Genomic DNA, 19252 nt, shown 5'->3' with positions numbered 1-19252 from the left:
TCAGTATTTTTTTTAAAAAAATGTACTGTATTTTAAGTCAAATAATTATGATAATCACGGATAGGATGAGTATGACCCTAAAATCATCAAATTTTACTCTGTTGGTAGTGAATCTTGAGAGTGAAAGCCTGACTACTTTAGCAGAAGAGCTTCACAAAAAAAGTATTACGGCACCGGGTTTTTTTCAAAATGCACCTGTGGTGGTTAATATTGAGAATGCGGCACTTACAATAGACTACGCTAACATGAAACAGAGCATTAATGAGCAAGGTTTTATTTTAGTGGGTATTTCAGGTGACTTATCCGGCGAGCAAAAAGAGCTGATACGCGCACAGCATATCGCCATATTGAGAAGTTCCCTGCGCCAATCGAACAAAATAGCAGGTGCGATACCGGCAGCAGTCGAGCCGATTGAGCTGCCGGCGGTTAATGAGTTTAAAACAAAAATTCATACCGGACGGGTTCGTTCTGGACAGCAAATTTATGCTAAAGAAACCGATCTTGTGATTCATGGAGATGTAGGTGCCGGAGCTGAAGTTATCGCCGACGGTAATATTCATATTTATGGTAAATTAAGTGGTAAAGCGTTGGCCGGTGCAAAGGGCGATAAAAGTGCCTGCATTTTTTGTCAAGCACTCAAACCAGAATTGCTTTCGATCGCTGGAATTTACAAATTAAGTGATGATTTAACGAATGATTATGTTACTAAAAGTTGCATAGTGTCATTACAAAATGAACAAATTGTATTGGGCAAATTAGATCAGATTTAAGGAATAATATAATGGCGAAAGTAATTGTCGTGACATCAGGTAAAGGTGGTGTCGGTAAAACAACCAGTAGTGCTGCAATTGGTAGTGGGCTTGCAATGACGGGCGCGAAAACCGTTATTATCGATTTCGATATTGGGCTGCGTAATCTGGATTTGATTATGGGCTGCGAACGTCGCGTTGTTTACGATTTTATTAATGTGATAAACGGCGAAGCAAACCTTCAACAGGCGTTAGTTAAAGATAAACGTATCCATGATCTTTATATTTTACCCGCTTCGCAAACCCGCAATAAAGATGCGTTAACCAAAGAGGGAGTTGAAAAGGTCATCAATACGCTAAAAGCAGACGGATTTGAGTACATTATCTGTGATTCACCTGCGGGGATTGAGCAGGGGGCTATGATGGCACTTTATTTTGCAGATGAAGCTATTGTGACAACTAATCCTGAAGTTTCATCGGTACGAGACTCCGATCGCATCACCGGGATGTTATCCAGTAAATCTTACCGCTCAGAACAACAACTTGACCCTGTAAAAGTACACCTTTTGGTTACCCGTTATTGCCCGGAACGCGTTCAGCGAGAAGAGATGCTCAGCATCGAAGATATTAATGATTTATTAGGCATTGAATTATTGGGGGTTATTCCTGAATCTAAAGATGTGTTAAGCGCTTCAAATTTAGGTGAACCTATTATTCTCAATCAAGACAGCGACGCAGGGAAAGCTTACCAGGATGCAGTGGATCGTTTGCAGGGTATTGAACGTGATCTTCGTTTTGTTACCTATGAGAAGAAAAGTTTTTTAAGCCGTATATTTGGAGGTTAATGTGGGATTGTTAGGATATTTCAGAAGCGATAAGCCGCAAAAAAGCAGTGCGAAATCAGCTAAAGATCGTTTGCAGATTATTGTTGCGCACGAACATAAAAATGCGATGTGCCCAGCATATTTACCTGAAATGCAAAAAGAAATTGTTGAGGTTATTCGAAAATTTATGAAAATATCAAATAATGATGTTAAATGTGAATTTTCAGATAATGCCGATGATGATATGTCTGTATTAGAAGTGAATATTACCTTACCTAAAAATAAATGATTTTTAAAGGGTCATGACATCAAGCCAGCAGAGCGTTTGCTAATCCTCTGCTGTGATTCTAAAAGTTTTTCAATCAGCACTGACTTAAGTGCCGATGCTTTGTGCTTATTTGTTACTTACTGAAATGCTATTAATAATAACAGCCTGAATTGGTTTGTCGCCAGCGTCGGTCTTGACTATTGCTATTTTATCAACAACCTCCATTCCTTTAATCACTTTGCCGAATACGCTGTAACCCCAGCGGTCCCCCTGTGCATTCAAAAAATTATTATCTTTGTGATTAATAAAAAATTGACGAGTGGCAGAATGCGGACTGTTGGTTCTTGCCATGGCAATGGTGCCGCGTTTATTGCTTAAACCATTTTGGGATTCATTCTCTATTGCTGCAACCGTAGCCGCTTTTTTTCCAGACACCTCAAAACCACCCCCCTGAATCATGAAGTTATTAATAATACGGTGAAAGGTAGTTTGCTTATAAGCATCTGTTTGTACATATTGTAAAAAATTAGCAACTGTTTTGGGTGCTAGCGTTGGATACAATTCGACAATGATCGGGCCTTGGGATGTTTCCATTAAAACAGTTGGATTTTCATTCGAAAATACAGATGTGCTAAGAAAGAGCAGAAAAATAGATAATAAGTGTTTCATGGTGTTTCCTTGTATTGATATAAATTAGAATTTTTCCAGTTTGCTATTAAGTTCTGGATCGATCACTATTTCAGTTAACAATAGAGATAACTGCTTATTGAGTTGTGCGCTTATTTTTACCCCATCGGCATTAAGGGGGGCTTCTGACAGTGTGCGTGAATTAAATGTTTTGCTAAATGTTTTGTTGTTAGATTTGAGTTGAATTTTTATAACGACCTCAGAATTTATTTTATGCTTATAGGTAGATTGCTTGACTTTTGCGAGTAATTTAATGAGCTGAACATCTATTTTATGAGCATTGTCAGAGGAAATGTTTAATCCCTGAGCCAACCATTGTTCATTTAAATGTTGCTGAATAATTAGACGACTACTGTTTGATTCATTGACAAGGGTTGCAACGTCATCACCGGCGCTTATTTCAATTAAGTAGTGCGCAATACGTCGATCTTGACTGCTCAGTGACCAATTAATATCGCCATTAATCGCGGGAATTTTTTTTTCAGTGGTAATGTTAGGTTGAACCTGCATTGTATTGGGGACATTACTGCAAGAAAACAAAAAAAAGGTAGCGGATACTAACGTTAAAAACCGGATTTTTTTAGACCATGCGTCAATCATAACGGATATTCCTACGGGTGAATAAAAGGGAGATAAAGATGATAGCAAATCAGTTTAATTTATGCTGTTTTTAAATCAAGAAGCGAACTGTGTTTTGAATGATTCATATCTTAATTGTTAAAATAAAGTGTTTAAAATGTAGAACAAGATCTATTTTATATTATTAGGTGTCATTTATTAGTCTGCCTTATTGTTATTGAATGTTTTATGTTTTTTTTTAAATGTCGAAAAATATTTAAAGATCGTATATTTAAGATATTTTTTCTTTACTTGATTTGGTACTACAAGCCGTATGGTCTCTAGCTTTAGAATGGTTATCCACTTTTTCTGTGGATAACTCTGTGGGGAGATTTGTAAAAGCAGCCTGTAGCCCTCATCATTACTTAGTTTTTATTACATTGTAGCAAAAACGAACAAAATAAATTATTCAATAAAAACAATTAGTTGCAAATGTCAAATGCATTGTTGGCGGGGCGTTTGGCCATAAGTTAAGAAAAATTAAATTGTTATAAAGTCAATATTTAAATGTTAATTATTCTTACTTAAAAATAAAAAAATGATTGACATGCACAGAAAGCGATTGGTTTTTATTGTTGATTATTTAAAGGCGATATTCGTCCTATTTACATTAAAAGTTCGCTCAAATAATGCTTTTATGAATCGGTTATCTATTTTATCTGCTTATTTAAAATAGCTAAAATCGATAAAACAGCCCATATGCCGGCCAGATAAGTGACTTAAAAGCAGGGTAGGCGATGTTTTTTTTACTAAAGCATAATTTTCACTGTTTTTTGTTAGCAGATTCAACATTGAGGTGCATAACGTCTTTTCCGAAAAACCTTCTGCTATCAAGATATTTATCCTGATAGGGGCGTGTTCAGTAAAGATATGTTTGCACTTAAAAGTGTTTTAGCCATGCCGTCATCATCTACCGACAACGCAAGCGGCAGGAGTCGGCATTCTGGTGGGGACCTAAGTGTAGACAGCATTTTTTAAAGCGCTATTAACTATTTTGCTGTGGTCTGTTATGGAGTAATATTGGAATATTTAGGTTATATAGCCAAACTATTTGAATCTAAATCTTCAGGTAGTTTGGATATAAGAGGTAATACATGGATAAACGCTTTCAACTTGTTTCTCAATTCTCACCTGCTGGTGACCAACCTCAAGCAATTGAACAATTAGTTGAGGGTCTTGAATCTGGTCTCGCTTTTCAGACCTTGCTCGGGGTGACGGGATCGGGTAAAACATTTACCTTAGCGAATGCGATTGCAAAGCTTAACCGCCCGACATTAATTCTTGCGCCCAATAAAACCCTCGCTGCACAGTTATACGGTGAAATGAAAGAATTTTTTCCCAATAACGCCGTTGAATATTTTGTTTCTTATTATGATTATTATCAGCCTGAAGCCTATGTCCCCAGTTCAGATTCTTTTATCGAAAAAGATGCTGCTATCAACGCCCATATTGAGCAGATGCGCCTTTCAGCTACCAAAGCGCTATTAGAACGCAAAGATGTCGTCTTAGTGGCTTCCGTCTCTGCAATATATGGTTTGGGCGATCCAACTGCTTATTTGAAAATGATGCTGCACCTCACCGTCGGTGAAATAATATCAAGCCGTGAAATACTGCAGCGTTTAGTCGATTTACAATATAACCGCAATGAAACTGAGCTAAGCCGCGGTACCTTTCGCGTGCGTGGTGAAGTGATTGATATCTTTCCTGCCGATTCGGAAAAAGAAGCCTTACGAATTGAATTGTTTGATGATGAGGTCGAGCAAATTTCAGTGTTTGATCCGCTTACCGGCCAAGGAATAGATAAGCTTTCACGTGTCACTGTTTACCCTAAGACCCATTATGTTACTCCGCGAGAGCAAATCATTACAGCCGCCGCCGCGATTAAAGTCGAGCTCAATGAGCGTAAAAAAGAGTTTCTTGAGCAGAATAAACTGATTGAAGAGCAACGCATCTCACAACGTACTCTGTACGATATTGAAATGATGAATGAGCTTGGGTATTGCTCCGGTATAGAAAACTACTCACGTTACCTCTCGGGGCGCAGTGAGGGCCAAGCACCTCCTACGTTGTTTGATTATCTGCCCAAAGATGCTTTATTAATTATTGATGAAAGTCATGTCACCGTGCCGCAAATTGGTGCTATGTATAAAGGCGACCGTTCGCGTAAAGAAAACCTGGTGAATTATGGCTTCAGGTTACCATCTGCACTCGATAACCGGCCTTTAAAATTTGCAGAATTTGAAAAAATAGCGCCGCAAACTATTTATGTTTCAGCAACCCCCAGTGATTATGAAATTAATAAATCTCAAGGTGAGATCATACGTCAGGTGATACGTCCTACCGGTTTACTGGATCCTGTTATAGAAGTTCGCCCGGTAGCCACACAGGTTGATGATCTGCTCTCCGAGATTAATAATCGTTTACCCTTAAAAGAGCGTGTCTTAGTGACGACCTTAACCAAACGAATGGCGGAAGATCTTGCTGATTATTTACATGAGCACGGCATTAAAGCACGTTATCTTCACTCCGATGTGAATACGGTTGAACGTGTTGAGATAATCAGAGATTTACGCTTAGGTATTTTCGACGTGTTAATCGGCATTAACTTGTTACGCGAAGGTCTGGATATTCCGGAAGTTTCTTTGGTGGCTATTTTAGATGCGGATAAAGAGGGATTTTTACGATCTGAACGTTCACTTATTCAAACCATGGGACGTGCCGCGCGTAATTTAAACGGTAAAGCTATTTTATATGCAGCTCGTATTACAGGCTCTATGCAAAAAGCGATCAAAATAACCGAAGATCGGCGTACATTACAAAATCAATTTAATATTGAAAATGGCATTATTCCGCAGGGTTTGTCGAAACAAGTTAATGATGTGATGCAGTTGGGACAACGAGACCTCAAAAAAGGTAACTTAAAACAGGGTAAGGTGGCTGAATATAAAGCAAATTACCAGATACACAGTGAACAGGATATTCTTAAACAGATCGCATTATCAGAAAAACAGATGTTTGCCTGTGCTAAAAATTTAGAGTTTGAAAAAGCGGCTTTACTTCGAGATGAGGTCACTAAGTTACACGAGCAATTAGTAAGTGTGGGTTAACATCCTAAGCGTTTTAAACGCTTAGGATGAAAAAGGTTTTAACCTAGCACGGGGAAGTTCTCTTTTTCCAACATGTTAATTAATGAAATGAGTGGTAATCCAATCAGGCTGTTTGGATCTTTTCCTGCTAAGGATTCAAAAAGAGCAATGCCGTAACCTTCACTTTTAAAGCTGCCGGCACAATTGAAGGGTTGCTCTTTCTCCAGATAATGGCTGATCATTTGATCGCTTAATGTTCGAAACTGCACCACATAAGGCTCAACCAGTGATTGCACCGTACCTGTCCGAGTATTAAGCAATGCAAGCCCAGTATAAAAAGTAATACGTTGACCACTTGCGGCCTTTAACTGCTGAAAGGCATTAGCGACATTACCGGGTTTACCAAGAATTTTTCCTTGATTCACGCAGACTTGATCAGAACCAATGATTAATGCGTCAGCAAATTCAGGCGCAATAGCTTGTGCTTTTGCTATTGCTAAACGTTCTACCAGTTGGACAGCGGTCTCTTCGGGCCGTGCTGTTTCATCAACATCAGGTTTGGCAGTATCAAATACCAGATTGAGCTTTTCTAATAATTCTTTCCGAAAAGGTGAGGTCGAAGCTAAGATCAGTTTTTGAGACATATCATGCTCTCTGTTAAAATTTAAGGTTAATGCATTTTATGGCGAGACAAATAATAAAGCGATAGTTTAGGTTAAAAAATATTTTTATATGGATGGCGAATTGTTCAGCTGATAGATGTTTATAGGTGGAACGGGGTAAGTTTTTATTCGCTGCTAAGGCTTTATAGAGCGGAAGCTTCTCTATTCTAAAGCTTAAAAAATATTTAAGCTTTAGAATAGAGAAATTTAAGAAAAAGAGCGCTTTTTCTTTGACTATCTTGACAGCAATCTATAGTATTCGCGCCCATGCAAAACGTTAAATTACCGATTATGGTTGATCCTGTTAGAGCTGCACAAAATCAGTTGGAGTTAGACGCTATAATTCCAAAAGCGCTTTTGAGTAGACTGGCAGAGTCAACAATCAGTATTCAGTCTGATATCAAGACTGCTTTTTCATTCGATATTGATAAGCAAAAGCTAAGAATATTTGATGGTAAAGCCAGTGTTGCAGTAGAGCTTATTTGTCAACGGTGCAATGAGCCTATGATTTATCAGTGTGAAGCTGAATTTAAATACTGTCCTGTTCATAACCAAGAACAGGAAAATAATTTACCTGACGCCTACGAAGCCATTTATTATGATGAAAATGGTGAGGTGAATCTTCATCAAGTTGTAGAAGATGAACTGATAGTGACTCTTCCGCAAATTGCAAAACATGCAATTGAAGAATGTCAGCAAAGTAAGTTTGAACTTACCTTTGGTGAAATTGATGAAGTGGAACAGCGTCCCAACCCATTTGATGCTCTAGCTCAATTAAAGCACAAGTAACTAGTAGGAATTTTTAACATGGCTGTACAAAAAAGTCGTAAAACTCGTTCAAAACGCGGCATGCGTCGTTCACATGATGCACTAAGCGCTCCAGCGCAACTTTCTGTTGATGCAACTTCTGGTGAAACTCACCGTCGTCATCACATGACTGCTGATGGTTTTTATCGTGGCAAAAAAGTGATCGAACTGTAAGTAATTACAAAATGATCCAACAGTAAGCAATTAGATTGTCTAAACTTACTATTGCCATCGATGCAATGGGGGGCGATGTCGGCCCCCATATTCCTATTTTAGCCGCTTTGAAATCACTCCAGCTACACCCCAACCTATACGTTATTATTGTGGGAAACCGCACTCAACTGCTCCCTTTTTTTAAAAAAAACCAGCTATTAGAGCATCCTCGCTTAAATTTAATTCATGCTGATAACGAAATCTCTATGGAAGTTAATCCGGTTTATGCATTACGTCATACGTCAGATTCATCTATGCATATTGCCCTTAAACTTGTGTCACAGGGTAAAGCTGATGCTTGTGTCAGTGCGGGTAATACCGGGGCATTAATGTTGCTCGCCAAGCAAGCTTTAAAAACTCTGCCGGGTATCTCCCGTCCTGCACTTATCTCATCAATACCTAACATGCATTTAGGGCATACTTATATGCTTGATTTAGGCGCTAATTTACAATGTGACAGTCAGACTCTATTTAATTTTGCGGTGATGGGCAGTGTGCTTTGTGAAAAGGTTGACCAAATTAATTCTCCCCGTGTCTCTATTTTAAATGTTGGCAAAGAAAAGAATAAAGGTGGGGATGTGATCCAGCGTTGTGCCGAATTGTTAAAGCACACTAAGCATATAAATTATGCCGGGTTTGTTGAAGCTAACGAGTTATTTACGTGCCGGTCGAATATTATTGTGACCGATGGTTTTAGTGGGAATATTGCACTGAAAAGTTGTGAAGGGATGGGGCGAGTCTTCAGTGAACAATTGGATAAAGCGATAAATTCAAGTTTATACAGCAAGTTGCTGGGTAAATTATTAAGACCCATATTAAAAAAGCAATTAAAACATTTGCATCCGGATATGTATAATGGCGCAAGTTTAATTGGATTACGTGGTATTGTTGTAAAAAGTCATGGCAGCGCCAACGAAATTGCATTTACCTGCGCTATTGAGCATGCCATACAAGAGATTCAATGGCAGATTCCTGCAAGTATTTCAAAAAAGTTAGAAACTGTATTATCAGAGCGAGATGGTTTATTACATGAATAGTAAAATTATAGGTACTGGTGGTTATTTACCAGTCACAGTGCGTAGCAACGACGACTTAGAAAAAATGGTTGATACCAGTGACGAATGGATCACAACCCGCACAGGTATTAAAGAGCGTCGTATTGCCAATCAACAAGAGACAATTGCCTTTATGGGTAAAGAAGCTGCTTTGCAAGCGTTGCAGGCAGCCCATTTAACCGCTGAAGACTTGGATCTGATCATTGTAGGGACGACAAGTAACCATAATGCATTCCCTTCAGCCGCCTGTGAAATACAAAATTTATTAGGTATATATGATATACCTGCCTTTGATATTTCAGCCGCTTGTGCCGGTTTTACCTATGCATTAAGTGTTGCTGATAACTTTATTAAAGCCGGCAGTGCAAAAAAAATATTAGTCATAGGGGCTGATACTTTAGCTGCAACTTGTGATTCAACGGATCGTTCGACTATTATTTTATTTGGTGATGGTGCCGGTGCGGCTGTTATTAGTGCCACTGAGGATGAAGGTATTTTATCAACCCATATTAATGCAGATGGCCGTTTTGGTGAGTTGTTAAAATTACCCAATGCGCAGCGTGGTAATCCTCAATCAGTTCATGAAGCTTACTTATCAATGTCGGGTAACGATGTTTTTAAAGTTGCTGTTAAAAAGTTAAGCCAAGTCGTTGTTGATACACTGGCTGCCAATAATATTGAAAAAGAGCAGCTAGACTGGTTAGTCCCACATCAGGCTAATAAGCGTATTATTACTGCGACCGCAAAAAAATTGGGTATGTCCATGGATCAAGTTATTTTAACGCTTGAAAATCAGGGTAATACCTCTGCCGCATCTGTCCCGCTCGCCTTAAATGAGGGAGTACGTTCAGGAAAAATAAAACCCGGCCAGTTAATCTTATTAGAAGCATTTGGCGGTGGATTTACTTGGGGCTCTGCGCTAGTGCGCATGTGAATCAATTAAAATTAAAACTATTCAGCACCTTATTGCTATATGTAGTGGTTTATAGGCGTTAAAAGTTCCATCGTTCGAATATGTAACTTTTTATGCGCAAATACTCAACGCTAGAAAGGTGCTTAATACAATATCTAGTTTTGAGCATTTCATTAACCGTTACAAGTGCGTATTGAGTAGCTACGAAAAATTAATCATTATCAGGAAATATAAAAGATGACAAACTTTACATTTGCTTTCCCCGGTCAAGGCTCGCAACATGTCGGCATGTTGGCTGAGCTTGCACAATCTTATCCCGTTGTAATTGAAACGTTTAAAGAAGCAAGTGATGTACTAGGTTACGATCTTTGGGATCTTGTTCAACAGGGCCCTGTGGAAACATTAAACCAAACAGATAAAACGCAACCCGCTTTATTAACGGCTTCCGTTGCACTTTGGCGCGTTTGGGCACAGGAAAAGGGCCCAACACCTTCTGTTATTGCAGGCCATAGTTTGGGTGAATACTCGGCATTAGTCTGCGCCGGGGTGATTGAATTTAAAGATGCCGTTAAATTGGTTGAATTACGCGGACAGCTAATGCAACAAGCTGTTCCTGCAGGTACCGGTGCAATGTCTGCCATTATCGGTTTGAATAATGATAAAATTGCCGAATGTTGTGTGCAAGCTGCACAGGGACAAGTTGTTTCGCCGGTTAACTTTAATTCACCGGGTCAAGTGGTTATTGCGGGTAATAAAGAAGCCGTTGAGCGTGCTGGTCTTTTATTAAAAGAAGCTGGCGCAAAACGTGTGCTGCCTTTGCCCGTCAGTGTTCCATCTCATTGTGCCTTGATGAAACCCGCTGCAGAAAAATTGGCCGTTGCATTACAATCCATCCATTTTAATACCCCAAAAATTGCCGTCATTAATAATGTCGATGTGATTGCCGAAAGTGACGTTGAAAAAATTAAAGATGCGCTTATCCGTCAATTATTTTGTCCGGTGCGTTGGAGTGATATTGTTGAAAAAATGGCAGGCGATGGCATCACAATACAAGTTGAAGCGGGCCCTGGTAAAGTATTAAGTGGTTTAGTGCGTCGTATCAATAAGAGTCTAACGGCACAAGTTATTAACGATAGTGCGACGCTTGAAAAAGCATTAGTTGCAGTTAAAGGAGAATAAAGATGAGCATGCAGAATAAAGTTGTATTAGTGACGGGTGCCAGTCGTGGTATTGGTCGCGCAATTGCAGAGCATTTTGCTGCATTAGGTGCAACTGTTTTAGGGACGGCAACCAGTGAAAATGGCGCCAATGCGATCAGCGACTATCTTGGTGAAGCAGGTAAAGGTTTTGTCTTAAATGTGACAGATAATGACTCAATTGCTGCACTATTTGCTGATATTAAAAAACAATATGGCGCGGTGGATATACTGGTCAATAATGCCGGGATCACGCGTGATAATTTATTAATGCGCATGAAAGATGATGAGTGGAATGACATCATTGGCACTAACTTGACGCCTATTTTTAAAATGAGTAAAGCGGCTATCCGTGCAATGATGAAAAAACGTCAGGGCCGTATTATTAATGTCGGTTCAGTGGTCGGTACGATGGGAAATGCGGGACAAACTAATTACGCTGCGGCTAAAGCAGGTGTTATTGGTTTTACTAAATCCTTAGCGCGTGAAGTTGCAAGTCGCGGTATTACGGTTAATACTGTTGCACCGGGTTTTATTGAAACGGATATGACTAAAGCATTAACGGACGAGCAACGTGCTGCGACTTTATCTGCCGTGCCTGCCGGTCGTCTCGGAGACCCCAAAGAGATTGCAGCAACAGTTGCATTTTTAGCCTCGGATGGCGCAGCTTATATAAACGGTGAAACCATCCATGTAAACGGTGGTATGTATATGGTCTAATTCTGACTATATATTTACATTTGATAGTTAAAAAATGGGCATTTAGACAAGTTTTGGCTAATATCCTTAAAAATAATTTTTAACTAGTGGTACAATGCTCGAAATTAAACGTAATAGCATATATTGTTGTTATTACCATTAGCGCAACTGCGTAATACACAAAGGAAAATAACCATGAGCAATATCGAAGAACGCGTAAGAAACATCATAGTTGAGCAACTTGGTGTTCAACTAGACGAAGTTAAAAACGAAGCTTCTTTTGTTGACGATCTGGGTGCAGATTCTCTAGATACTGTTGAGCTTGTAATGGCTCTTGAAGAAGAGTTTGATACAGAAATCCCAGACGAAGAAGCTGAGAAAATCACCACTGTTCAATCAGCTATCGATTACGTTGTAAATAACGGTTAATCATTGTTTTTAAATGATAAAGTCTTTCTAAAGGCGGTCTTTTGACCGCCTTTTGTGTATCCACTGTACAGCGTTTAAACGAATAATTATACTAACTAAATTAACACTTAAATTTTATCTTTAAATGAGTATTTATTTAGTCTAATTTATGCATATTAGGAGAAGTTATAATGTCAAAAAGAAGAGTTGTTATCACAGGCTTAGGGATGATATCACCCGTAGGCAACACGGTTGATAAGTCATGGGAAGCGGTTAAATCAGGGGAAAGTGGTATCTCAAATATTGATTTTTTTGATACAACACTGTTTTCTACAAAATTTGCCGGTTTGATTAAAGACTTTAATGTCGAAGAATATATGCCGCGTAAAGAAGCCCGTAAAATGGATCTGTTTATTCAGTATGGCGTTGCTGCTGCGGAACAAGCATTTCAAGACTCAGGGATCCTTGTAACAGCGGAAAATGAAGATCGCATTGGCGTTGCTATCGGATCCGGCATTGGCGGTTTAGGGTTAATTGAGAAAAACAAAGACAGTTTTGCTAAAAGTGGTCCGCGTAAGATAAGCCCATTTTTTGTCCCTTCAACCATCATTAATATGATCTCTGGACATGTATCAATCAATAAAGGCCTAAAAGGTCCAAATATTGCGGTCACCACTGCGTGTACAACCGGAACACACAGTATCGGTTTGGGTGCGCGTATGATCCAATACGGTGATGCTGACATGATGATCGTTGGCGGTGCGGAAAAAGCCTCAACGGAATTGGGCATGGGCGGTTTTGGTGCTGCACGCGCTTTATCGACACGTAATGATTCTCCTGAAACAGCAAGTCGTCCCTGGGATAAAGATCGTGATGGTTTTGTACTGGGTGATGGCGCAGGCGTATTAGTGTTAGAAGAATATGAACATGCCAAAGCGCGGGGTGCAAAAATTTATGCAGAATTCGTTGGTTTTGGTATGAGCGGCGATGCCTACCACATGACGTCCCCTCCAGCTGACGGCGCAGGCGCTGCCGCGGCAATGAGAAATGCCCTTAAAGATGCTAAAATTAACGCCACTGATATTCAATATATTAATGCCCATGGTACTTCTACACCTGCGGGTGATCTCGCTGAAAACCAAGCAGTAAAAACGGTTTGGGGTGATGCAGTTAACGATGTAATGATGAGTTCAACAAAATCAATGACCGGACACCTTTTGGGTGCCGCGGGTGCAATTGAGGCTATCTTTAGCGTACTGGCTTTAAAAGATCAGCTTGCTCCACCCACTATCAACCTGGAAAACCCCAGTGAAGGTTGTGATTTAGATTATGTGACCGATGGTAAAGCCCGTCCTGCTAATCTTGAGTATGTTTTGTCAAACTCATTTGGTTTTGGTGGAACAAACGCTTCGTTGATCTTTAAACGTATCTAGTCTTGCCAAATAAAGTTAAAATAACAACCCGATTCTATAATCGGGTTTTTTATAGCTAACAGAACTGAATTTATGTTAATAAACGGCACTGAATCTACAACAATTGCAGCCGATGACCGGGGGTTAGCCTACGGGGATGGTCTGTTCTCAACCATAAAAGTTGAACAGGGTATTGTGCAGCTCTGGGATTATCACCTGCAAAGATTGCAATTGGGTGCGAAAAAGCTTTTTTTTCCTGATGTTGATTGGTTATTATTGTCGAGCGAACTGCACTCTTTAGCAAAGAGTGTTAGTGATCAGCCGTTTGCAGTGATTAAAGTGATGCTAACACGCGGCTCTGGCGGGCGGGGTTATAGTATTCAGGGCTGCCATTCACCACAACGTATTTTATCTGTCCATCCTTACCCTGCATTTTATCAACAATGGCAAGAGGATGGATTAAAAGTCATTCAATGCGAGCAGAAATTAGCCATTAATAGACAATTAGCGGGTTTAAAAACATTAAATCGTTTAGAGCAAATATTGATAAAACATGAATTAGAAGCGCAACATGCCTTTGAGGGGATAGTTTGTGATAATGATGGTTATGTTATTGAAGCTTGCAGTGCTAATATTTTTCTCAAACTAAAAAATCAGTGGGTGACACCAAAGCTTGATGGTTGTGGTGTTAAAGGTGTTAAACGTCGACAAATTATGGAATTATCAGCCAAAGCGGGGCAGCCGATTACGGTAATGAAGATAACCAAAAATGATCTATTAAATGCCCAAGCTGTGTGCTTAAGCAACGCATTAATGGGAATAGTACCTGTGATTCAATACCAATCCCATTGTTACCCTAAATCAAATTTTTTGCATATACAGCAATTACAGTCACTGGTAGAAAAAGGAGAGATGCTTAATGCCGACTAAAAAAATTATCTTTAGCCTATTTTTTTTGATATTCCTGGTTTTAGGCAGTGTTATTTGGGGGCAGAAAAAATTAAACCATTACTTAAACACGGCTCTGGTTACGCAACCTACCTTATTCACTATTAATAATGGCAGTAATTTTCATCGTTTAGGCGGTAACCTGTTAAAGACAGAAATCATCACTGATCTGACTTGGTGGAAAGTGCTGGGTAAACTACATCCTGAATTAATCAATATAAAATCAGGTACTTACCAGTTTGAACCGGGCTTTACCTTAAATGATATATTAATGACGGTTAATGAAGGTATTGAGCATCAATTCATTATTACCTTTGTTGAAGGCAGCACGTTTAAGGAATGGTTGCCGATATTAAATAATGCTCCTTTTATTAAACCGTTACAGGAAACCGAAGCACAGATATTAAAGCGCCTGAAGAGTTCTCATAAAAAGTTAGAAGGTTTGTTATTTCCTGAAACTTATCATTACAGTGCGGGCATGACTGCTTTCCAGATAATCAAAAAATCCTATGTAAATCAACAGCAGATATTAGAAAAATTATGGGCTGACAGGGATAAAGAGCTGCCTTTTAAAACGCCCTATGAAGCACTGATTCTCGCATCTATCGTTGAGAAAGAAAGTGGCTTATCAGCTGATCGCGATAAAATCGCCTCGGTTTTTGTTAACCGCATGCGCATTGGTATGCGCTTACAAACCGATCCAACCGTTATTTATGGTATGGGGGATCGTTATGATGGACGAATTCGCAGTAAAGATCTGCGTGAGGAAACGCCTTATAACACTTACCGTATTAATGGTTTGCCCCCGACACCCATCGCGATGCCAAGCGAAGCTGCGCTGTATGCAACGCTGCATCCCTCGACAACAAAATACTTGTACTTCGTGAGCAAGGGGGATGGCACCTCTTATTTCTCTAAGAGTCTTAGAGAGCATAATAATGCTGTGCAAAAATATATTTTAGGAAAATAACAACATGCCGGTTTCAAAAAAGTCAGCTGCAGACAAGTTAATAAGTAAATTTATCGTTATAGAAGGCCTTGAGGGCGCGGGGAAAAGTACGGCTGTCTCTTATATAACCAAGTGGTTAGCCGGGCAGAATATTGCGACCTGCGATACCGTTTATACTCGTGAGCCCGGTGGCACCGCATTGGCGGAAAAAATGCGCGATATAGTGAAGATGGAAATCACGGGTGAAAAATTAGATGATAAAGCGGAATTATTACTGATGTATGCGGCCCGTGTGCAACTCGTTGAGCATGTTATTAAACCGGCACTAATGGCGGAAAAAGTGGTTGTCGGTGATCGCCATAACTATTCCTCTTTAGCTTATCAAGGTGGCGGGCGAGGTATTGATTTAGGGCTTATTGACGTGATCAAAAAGGTGGCATTAGGCGACTTTAAGGCAGATTTAACGCTTTATCTGGATATTGATCCCGAACTTGGTTTAACAAGGGCAAAAGGGCGTGGAGAGTTAGATCGCATTGAGCGGCAAGCGATTGATTTTTTTGATCGTACACGCGCCGTTTTCCTTTCCTTAGTGGCAAAGGATAAAAATGCAGTCACCATAGATGCGAGTCAGTCCCCGGCGTTAGTTGAAAAATCTATCTTTTTGGCCTTGGATAAATGGGTAATGAGTCTTGCTTGATATGAACTTGGAAAACAGCAATAAATCCGTCGTTACCCCCTGGTTAACGCCGGTATTTAAGCAATTAATAAACACTTTTCAGGCGGGGCGATTTGCGCATGCTTTATTATTTACAGGTTGTGCGGGCATTGGGAAATTCGAACTTGGAAAGCACCTTGCTAAGTACCTTTTATGCTCCAATAAACAAGCCGCGGCCTGTGGACATTGTCATTCCTGTCAGCTTTTTGAGGCGCAAAATCATTTAGATTTTCATCTTTTACAAAATGAAACCAATAAATCTATCGGCATTGAACAGGTAAGAAACCTAATCGCTAAGCTTAATGAGCGTCCTCATTTAGGGGATAACAAAGTGGTTGTTATTAAAAATGCCAACTTATTAACCACGGCAGCCGCCAATGCATTACTTAAAACCCTGGAAGAGCCACAGGGTAATAGTTACTTGATTTTACTTACGCGCAGCCATCACCAACTTATGCCGACCTTATTAAGCCGTGTTCAGCATACCCATTTACACACGCCCGAAGATACCGAGTTGTTCGCTTGGCTTGCGTTGCAGGGATTTAATGTTCGCGATATAGGGTTATTGCGTCTCTATCAAAATAGTCCTTTTGCCTTATTAAATCACTTACAGAGTGTGCGGGCAGAAACGATTGATGATCAACGCAAAGATTGTGTCGAGGGGGTGTTTTATTTACTCAGTAATCCGGAAACTTTATTTACCTTTAGCGCGTTTCTGGCGGAACAAGCGGAACAACGTTTGTTATTACTTTTTTATCTTTTACATGATTTACACAAGCTCAAATTATCCGAATGTATTGCCGGCAACGAAATTCAGTTAGAAAACGATGCGGTGTATGGATTTGCTTATCCACAATTACAGATTTGGAAAAATCAAATAAGCTTAAAAAGTTTACGTTTTTTATGCGGCGAATTGTTGCAAACGCGTAACCTGTTAGTTGATCATTCGGCATTAAAAAAAGAACTTTTGATTAATGCGCTGCTAATAAAAATAAAAAATGAGTTTAAGTGATTTTTAATGCTCACCGCGCAAGGACAGATTGATAGTGAGCAAGAAGCTGCTTTCTGTTTGATCCTAATAAGCGTTAACAATTTTTACAGAATAGGTAAATTAAGGAATTAAAATGTTAGTAGATTCACACTGTCACCTGGATCGTTTAGATTACAAAAATAAGCATAAAGATTTATCTGACGTGGTTAATAAAGCCAAAGAACAGGGGATAGACCACCTGTTAAGTGTCTGCGTGACCTTAAAAGATTATCCTGCAATGGCTGAATTAATCGCGCCATTCCAGGAGATATTCAGCTCCTGTGGTGTGCACCCGCTCTATCAGGATGAAGTGCTTAATGAGGACCTGTTACTTGAATATGCTCGGCAGGAAAAAGTCGTTGCGATAGGTGAGATGGGTCTGGATTTTTTCTATTCGCCAGAAAATAAAGCCGAGCAGGAAGCTTCTTTTAGAAGCCAAATTCGCGTGGCAAAAATAGTTAACAAACCGATAATAGTGCATACCCGTGATGCGCGTGAAGCGACCTTAGAAATTTTGCGCAGCGAGGGCGCTGAGCAGGTTGGCGGTGTGTTGCATTGTTTTACGGAATCCTTAGAAATGGCCCAGGCGGCAATGGAGATGGGCTTTTACATTTCGGTTTCAGGCATTGTTACCTTTAAAAATGCAAAGGAGTTACAAGCAGTCATTAAAGAAATTCCATTGGAGCGCTTATTAGTTGAAACCGATGCTCCCTATTTAGCGCCTGTTCCACATCGAGGGCAGGAAAATGAGCCTGCTTATACGCGCGATGTGGCTCAATTTGTTGCGACCTTAAAAGGTGTCACATTAGAAGAGTTGGCTGCAGTGACAACCGCTAACTTTTTTAGGTTGTTTGCGCATGCGCAACAATAAAACCTTGTTTATTAATAAGGGGTTATAACCAGGGCTTTATAAATAAGGTTTTGATAAAAAAGGGCTTGATAAGGAAATAGTGTTATCTTATCAAGCAGACCCCGCTGATTGCGGTCATTATTTGATCTTATCTTCTCTTCTCAATTTTACACTAGTATTGATGGCATAACGGGTTCCCAGCCCCTCTAAAAAATGGTGGTATCGTGAAAATAGACGGATTTTCCAATTATATTAGTCACCTCAATGTGCAAATCGCCAAGAGTGTTTTTTAGCCAAAAATGTAAAGCATTATGAATAGGCGCTCTAACTTCCGGCCTAGCCCCGTCATTCCCCTCTATCTTCATCTTTTACCGAAGAGAAATTGTTTTAAACTATTCTTAATTATTAGGCTAAGAGGTGTTTTTATCTTTAAATTATCACCTGTTATGCGCGATAAAATCAATTTTATCTCTATTTTTAAGCGTAATTTTTTTAGTTCTCTTTGGCTCATTTTGCTGATGATGAACTACAATTTACTGTGCCAGGTTGAATTATACTGATCTGCATAAATATCTAATCAACCATGCTGGTTAAAACAGAGGATAACAAGGTTATTTCAAGTCCAATAGAGAACTATTGGTCAATAAAACACTTTGTTATCATCCATTTTGCCAAGCAGTTTAGGTGATTTAATTATATAGATTGGTATTACTGGCAAACATGCAGTCAAATTTTTTGCTATTTAAATAAATACTATATTACTGGCTTTGCCGATCTGAATTTTTATTATGGTAGAAAGGCCGAGGTAAGATATAAAAGAGGATTTACGTTATGAGTATTGGGACAGTTAAGTGGTTTAATGCAGATAAAGGTTTTGGTTTTATTACACCTGAGGAGGGGGGGAACGACTTATTCGTACACCATTCTCAAATTAAAACGGGAGGGTATGCGACCCTCAACGAAGGCCAGAAAGTTGAATATGAAGTCGGGGAGGGTCAGAAGGGACCCTGTGCCAATAACGTTGTGCCTCTTTAATGAATGGTAAGTATTCTACGGTAACAGAGTCAGGATAGGCGCTGTTGCCGTATTGTTAGTTTTACGCACAAAGGCAGGCGCTGTTGCCGCCAGTATTTTTAGTTTTGCGCATAAAGGCAGGCGCTGTT

Annotated in this window: 21 protein-coding genes; 18 read left to right on the top strand and 3 right to left on the bottom strand. The window is 39.6% G+C overall.

Going from position 1 to position 19252, the window contains the following annotated elements; all coding sequences use genetic code 11:
- Nucleotides 1-71 precede the first annotated feature (71 nt).
- The 3 genes from minC to minE are packed head-to-tail and all read left to right on the top strand — an operon-like array spanning nt 72 to nt 1862.
- Entirely contained in the window at nt 72-770 is a 699-nt protein-coding gene (gene minC / locus CXF72_RS02990; protein WP_101036797.1) for a septum site-determining protein MinC, read from the top strand.
- An 11-nt stretch (nt 771-781) separates the two neighbouring features.
- Nucleotides 782-1594, top strand: coding sequence for a septum site-determining protein MinD (gene minD / locus CXF72_RS02985; RefSeq protein ID WP_101036796.1), 813 nt, complete (start codon nt 782-784; stop codon nt 1592-1594).
- Between the two features lies 1 nt (nt 1595).
- Complete coding sequence (gene minE / locus CXF72_RS02980) at nt 1596-1862, top strand: cell division topological specificity factor MinE (RefSeq protein WP_101036795.1); 267 nt, start codon at nt 1596-1598, stop codon at nt 1860-1862.
- A gap of 105 nt (nt 1863-1967) precedes the next feature.
- On the opposite strand, the gene CXF72_RS02975 is transcribed toward minE, so the two are convergent.
- Both CXF72_RS02975 and CXF72_RS02970 read right to left on the bottom strand, forming a co-directional pair.
- Nucleotides 1968-2510 carry a peptidylprolyl isomerase gene (locus tag CXF72_RS02975; protein WP_101036794.1) on the bottom strand — a complete coding sequence of 181 codons (543 nt, stop codon included), beginning with the start codon at nt 2508-2510 and terminating at the stop codon, nt 1968-1970.
- Nucleotides 2511-2534: 24 nt separating this feature from the next.
- The gene (locus CXF72_RS02970; protein ID WP_101036793.1) at nt 2535-3128 is read right to left on the bottom strand and encodes a YajG family lipoprotein; all 594 of its coding nucleotides are present in this window, start codon (nt 3126-3128) and stop codon (nt 2535-2537) included.
- 1112 nt (nt 3129-4240) lie between these two features.
- Here CXF72_RS02970 and uvrB point away from each other — a divergent pair.
- Complete coding sequence (gene uvrB, locus CXF72_RS02965; RefSeq protein WP_101036792.1) at nt 4241-6253, top strand: excinuclease ABC subunit UvrB; 2013 nt, start codon at nt 4241-4243, stop codon at nt 6251-6253.
- A gap of 38 nt (nt 6254-6291) precedes the next feature.
- On the opposite strand, the gene CXF72_RS02960 is transcribed toward uvrB, so the two are convergent.
- On the bottom strand, nt 6292-6876 hold the full coding sequence (locus CXF72_RS02960) for a Maf family protein (RefSeq protein WP_101036791.1): 585 nt from the start codon (nt 6874-6876) through the stop codon (nt 6292-6294).
- A gap of 285 nt (nt 6877-7161) precedes the next feature.
- On the opposite strand from CXF72_RS02960, the gene yceD reads away from it, so the two are divergent.
- The 14 genes from yceD (at nt 7162) to CXF72_RS02890 (ending at nt 19124) form a co-directional block, all read left to right on the top strand.
- Nucleotides 7162-7683, top strand: coding sequence for a 23S rRNA accumulation protein YceD (gene yceD, locus CXF72_RS02955; protein ID WP_101036790.1), 522 nt, complete (start codon nt 7162-7164; stop codon nt 7681-7683).
- Between the two features lie 18 nt (nt 7684-7701).
- The gene (rpmF, locus tag CXF72_RS02950) at nt 7702-7875 is read left to right on the top strand and encodes a 50S ribosomal protein L32 (protein WP_101036789.1); all 174 of its coding nucleotides are present in this window, start codon (nt 7702-7704) and stop codon (nt 7873-7875) included.
- Nucleotides 7876-7910: 35 nt separating this feature from the next.
- A complete protein-coding gene (gene plsX, locus CXF72_RS02945) occupies nt 7911-8951 on the top strand; it encodes a phosphate acyltransferase PlsX (protein WP_101036788.1) in 1041 nt (346 codons plus the stop codon).
- Nucleotides 8944-9903: a beta-ketoacyl-ACP synthase III gene (locus tag CXF72_RS02940; protein WP_101036787.1), complete on the top strand. Its 960-nt coding sequence runs from the start codon at nt 8944-8946 to the stop codon at nt 9901-9903. The genes plsX and CXF72_RS02940 overlap by 8 nt, the downstream gene beginning before the upstream one ends.
- Nucleotides 9904-10119: 216 nt before the next feature.
- Entirely contained in the window at nt 10120-11061 is a 942-nt protein-coding gene (gene fabD / locus CXF72_RS02935) for an ACP S-malonyltransferase (protein ID WP_101036786.1), read from the top strand.
- A gap of 2 nt (nt 11062-11063) precedes the next feature.
- Nucleotides 11064-11798 carry a 3-oxoacyl-ACP reductase FabG gene (gene fabG / locus CXF72_RS02930; RefSeq protein ID WP_101036785.1) on the top strand — a complete coding sequence of 245 codons (735 nt, stop codon included), beginning with the start codon at nt 11064-11066 and terminating at the stop codon, nt 11796-11798.
- A 174-nt stretch (nt 11799-11972) separates the two neighbouring features.
- The gene (gene acpP, locus CXF72_RS02925; RefSeq protein ID WP_101036784.1) at nt 11973-12206 is read left to right on the top strand and encodes an acyl carrier protein; all 234 of its coding nucleotides are present in this window, start codon (nt 11973-11975) and stop codon (nt 12204-12206) included.
- 170 nt (nt 12207-12376) lie between these two features.
- Nucleotides 12377-13618, top strand: coding sequence for a beta-ketoacyl-ACP synthase II (gene fabF / locus CXF72_RS02920; protein ID WP_101036783.1), 1242 nt, complete (start codon nt 12377-12379; stop codon nt 13616-13618).
- Between the two features lie 72 nt (nt 13619-13690).
- A complete protein-coding gene (pabC, locus tag CXF72_RS02915) occupies nt 13691-14527 on the top strand; it encodes an aminodeoxychorismate lyase (RefSeq protein ID WP_101036782.1) in 837 nt (278 codons plus the stop codon).
- Nucleotides 14517-15515: an endolytic transglycosylase MltG gene (gene mltG / locus CXF72_RS02910; protein WP_101036781.1), complete on the top strand. Its 999-nt coding sequence runs from the start codon at nt 14517-14519 to the stop codon at nt 15513-15515. Before pabC ends, mltG begins: the two co-directional genes overlap by 11 nt.
- 4 nt (nt 15516-15519) lie before the next feature.
- Nucleotides 15520-16191, top strand: coding sequence for a dTMP kinase (tmk, locus tag CXF72_RS02905; protein ID WP_101036780.1), 672 nt, complete (start codon nt 15520-15522; stop codon nt 16189-16191).
- A 1-nt stretch (nt 16192) separates the two neighbouring features.
- Nucleotides 16193-17221, top strand: coding sequence for a DNA polymerase III subunit delta' (gene holB / locus CXF72_RS02900; RefSeq protein ID WP_101036779.1), 1029 nt, complete (start codon nt 16193-16195; stop codon nt 17219-17221).
- Between the two features lie 112 nt (nt 17222-17333).
- On the top strand, nt 17334-18110 hold the full coding sequence (locus CXF72_RS02895; RefSeq protein WP_101036778.1) for a TatD family hydrolase: 777 nt from the start codon (nt 17334-17336) through the stop codon (nt 18108-18110).
- Nucleotides 18111-18920: 810 nt separating this feature from the next.
- On the top strand, nt 18921-19124 hold the full coding sequence (locus CXF72_RS02890) for a cold-shock protein (RefSeq protein ID WP_011769499.1): 204 nt from the start codon (nt 18921-18923) through the stop codon (nt 19122-19124).
- Nucleotides 19125-19252 lie beyond the last annotated feature (128 nt).

The organism is Psychromonas sp. MB-3u-54, assembly GCF_002836415.1.
In the GTDB taxonomy this organism is placed as follows: Bacteria; Pseudomonadota; Gammaproteobacteria; order Enterobacterales; family Psychromonadaceae; genus Psychromonas.
Note: the sequence above shows the minus strand (reverse complement) of the source record. Positions and strands in the feature narration are given on the sequence as shown.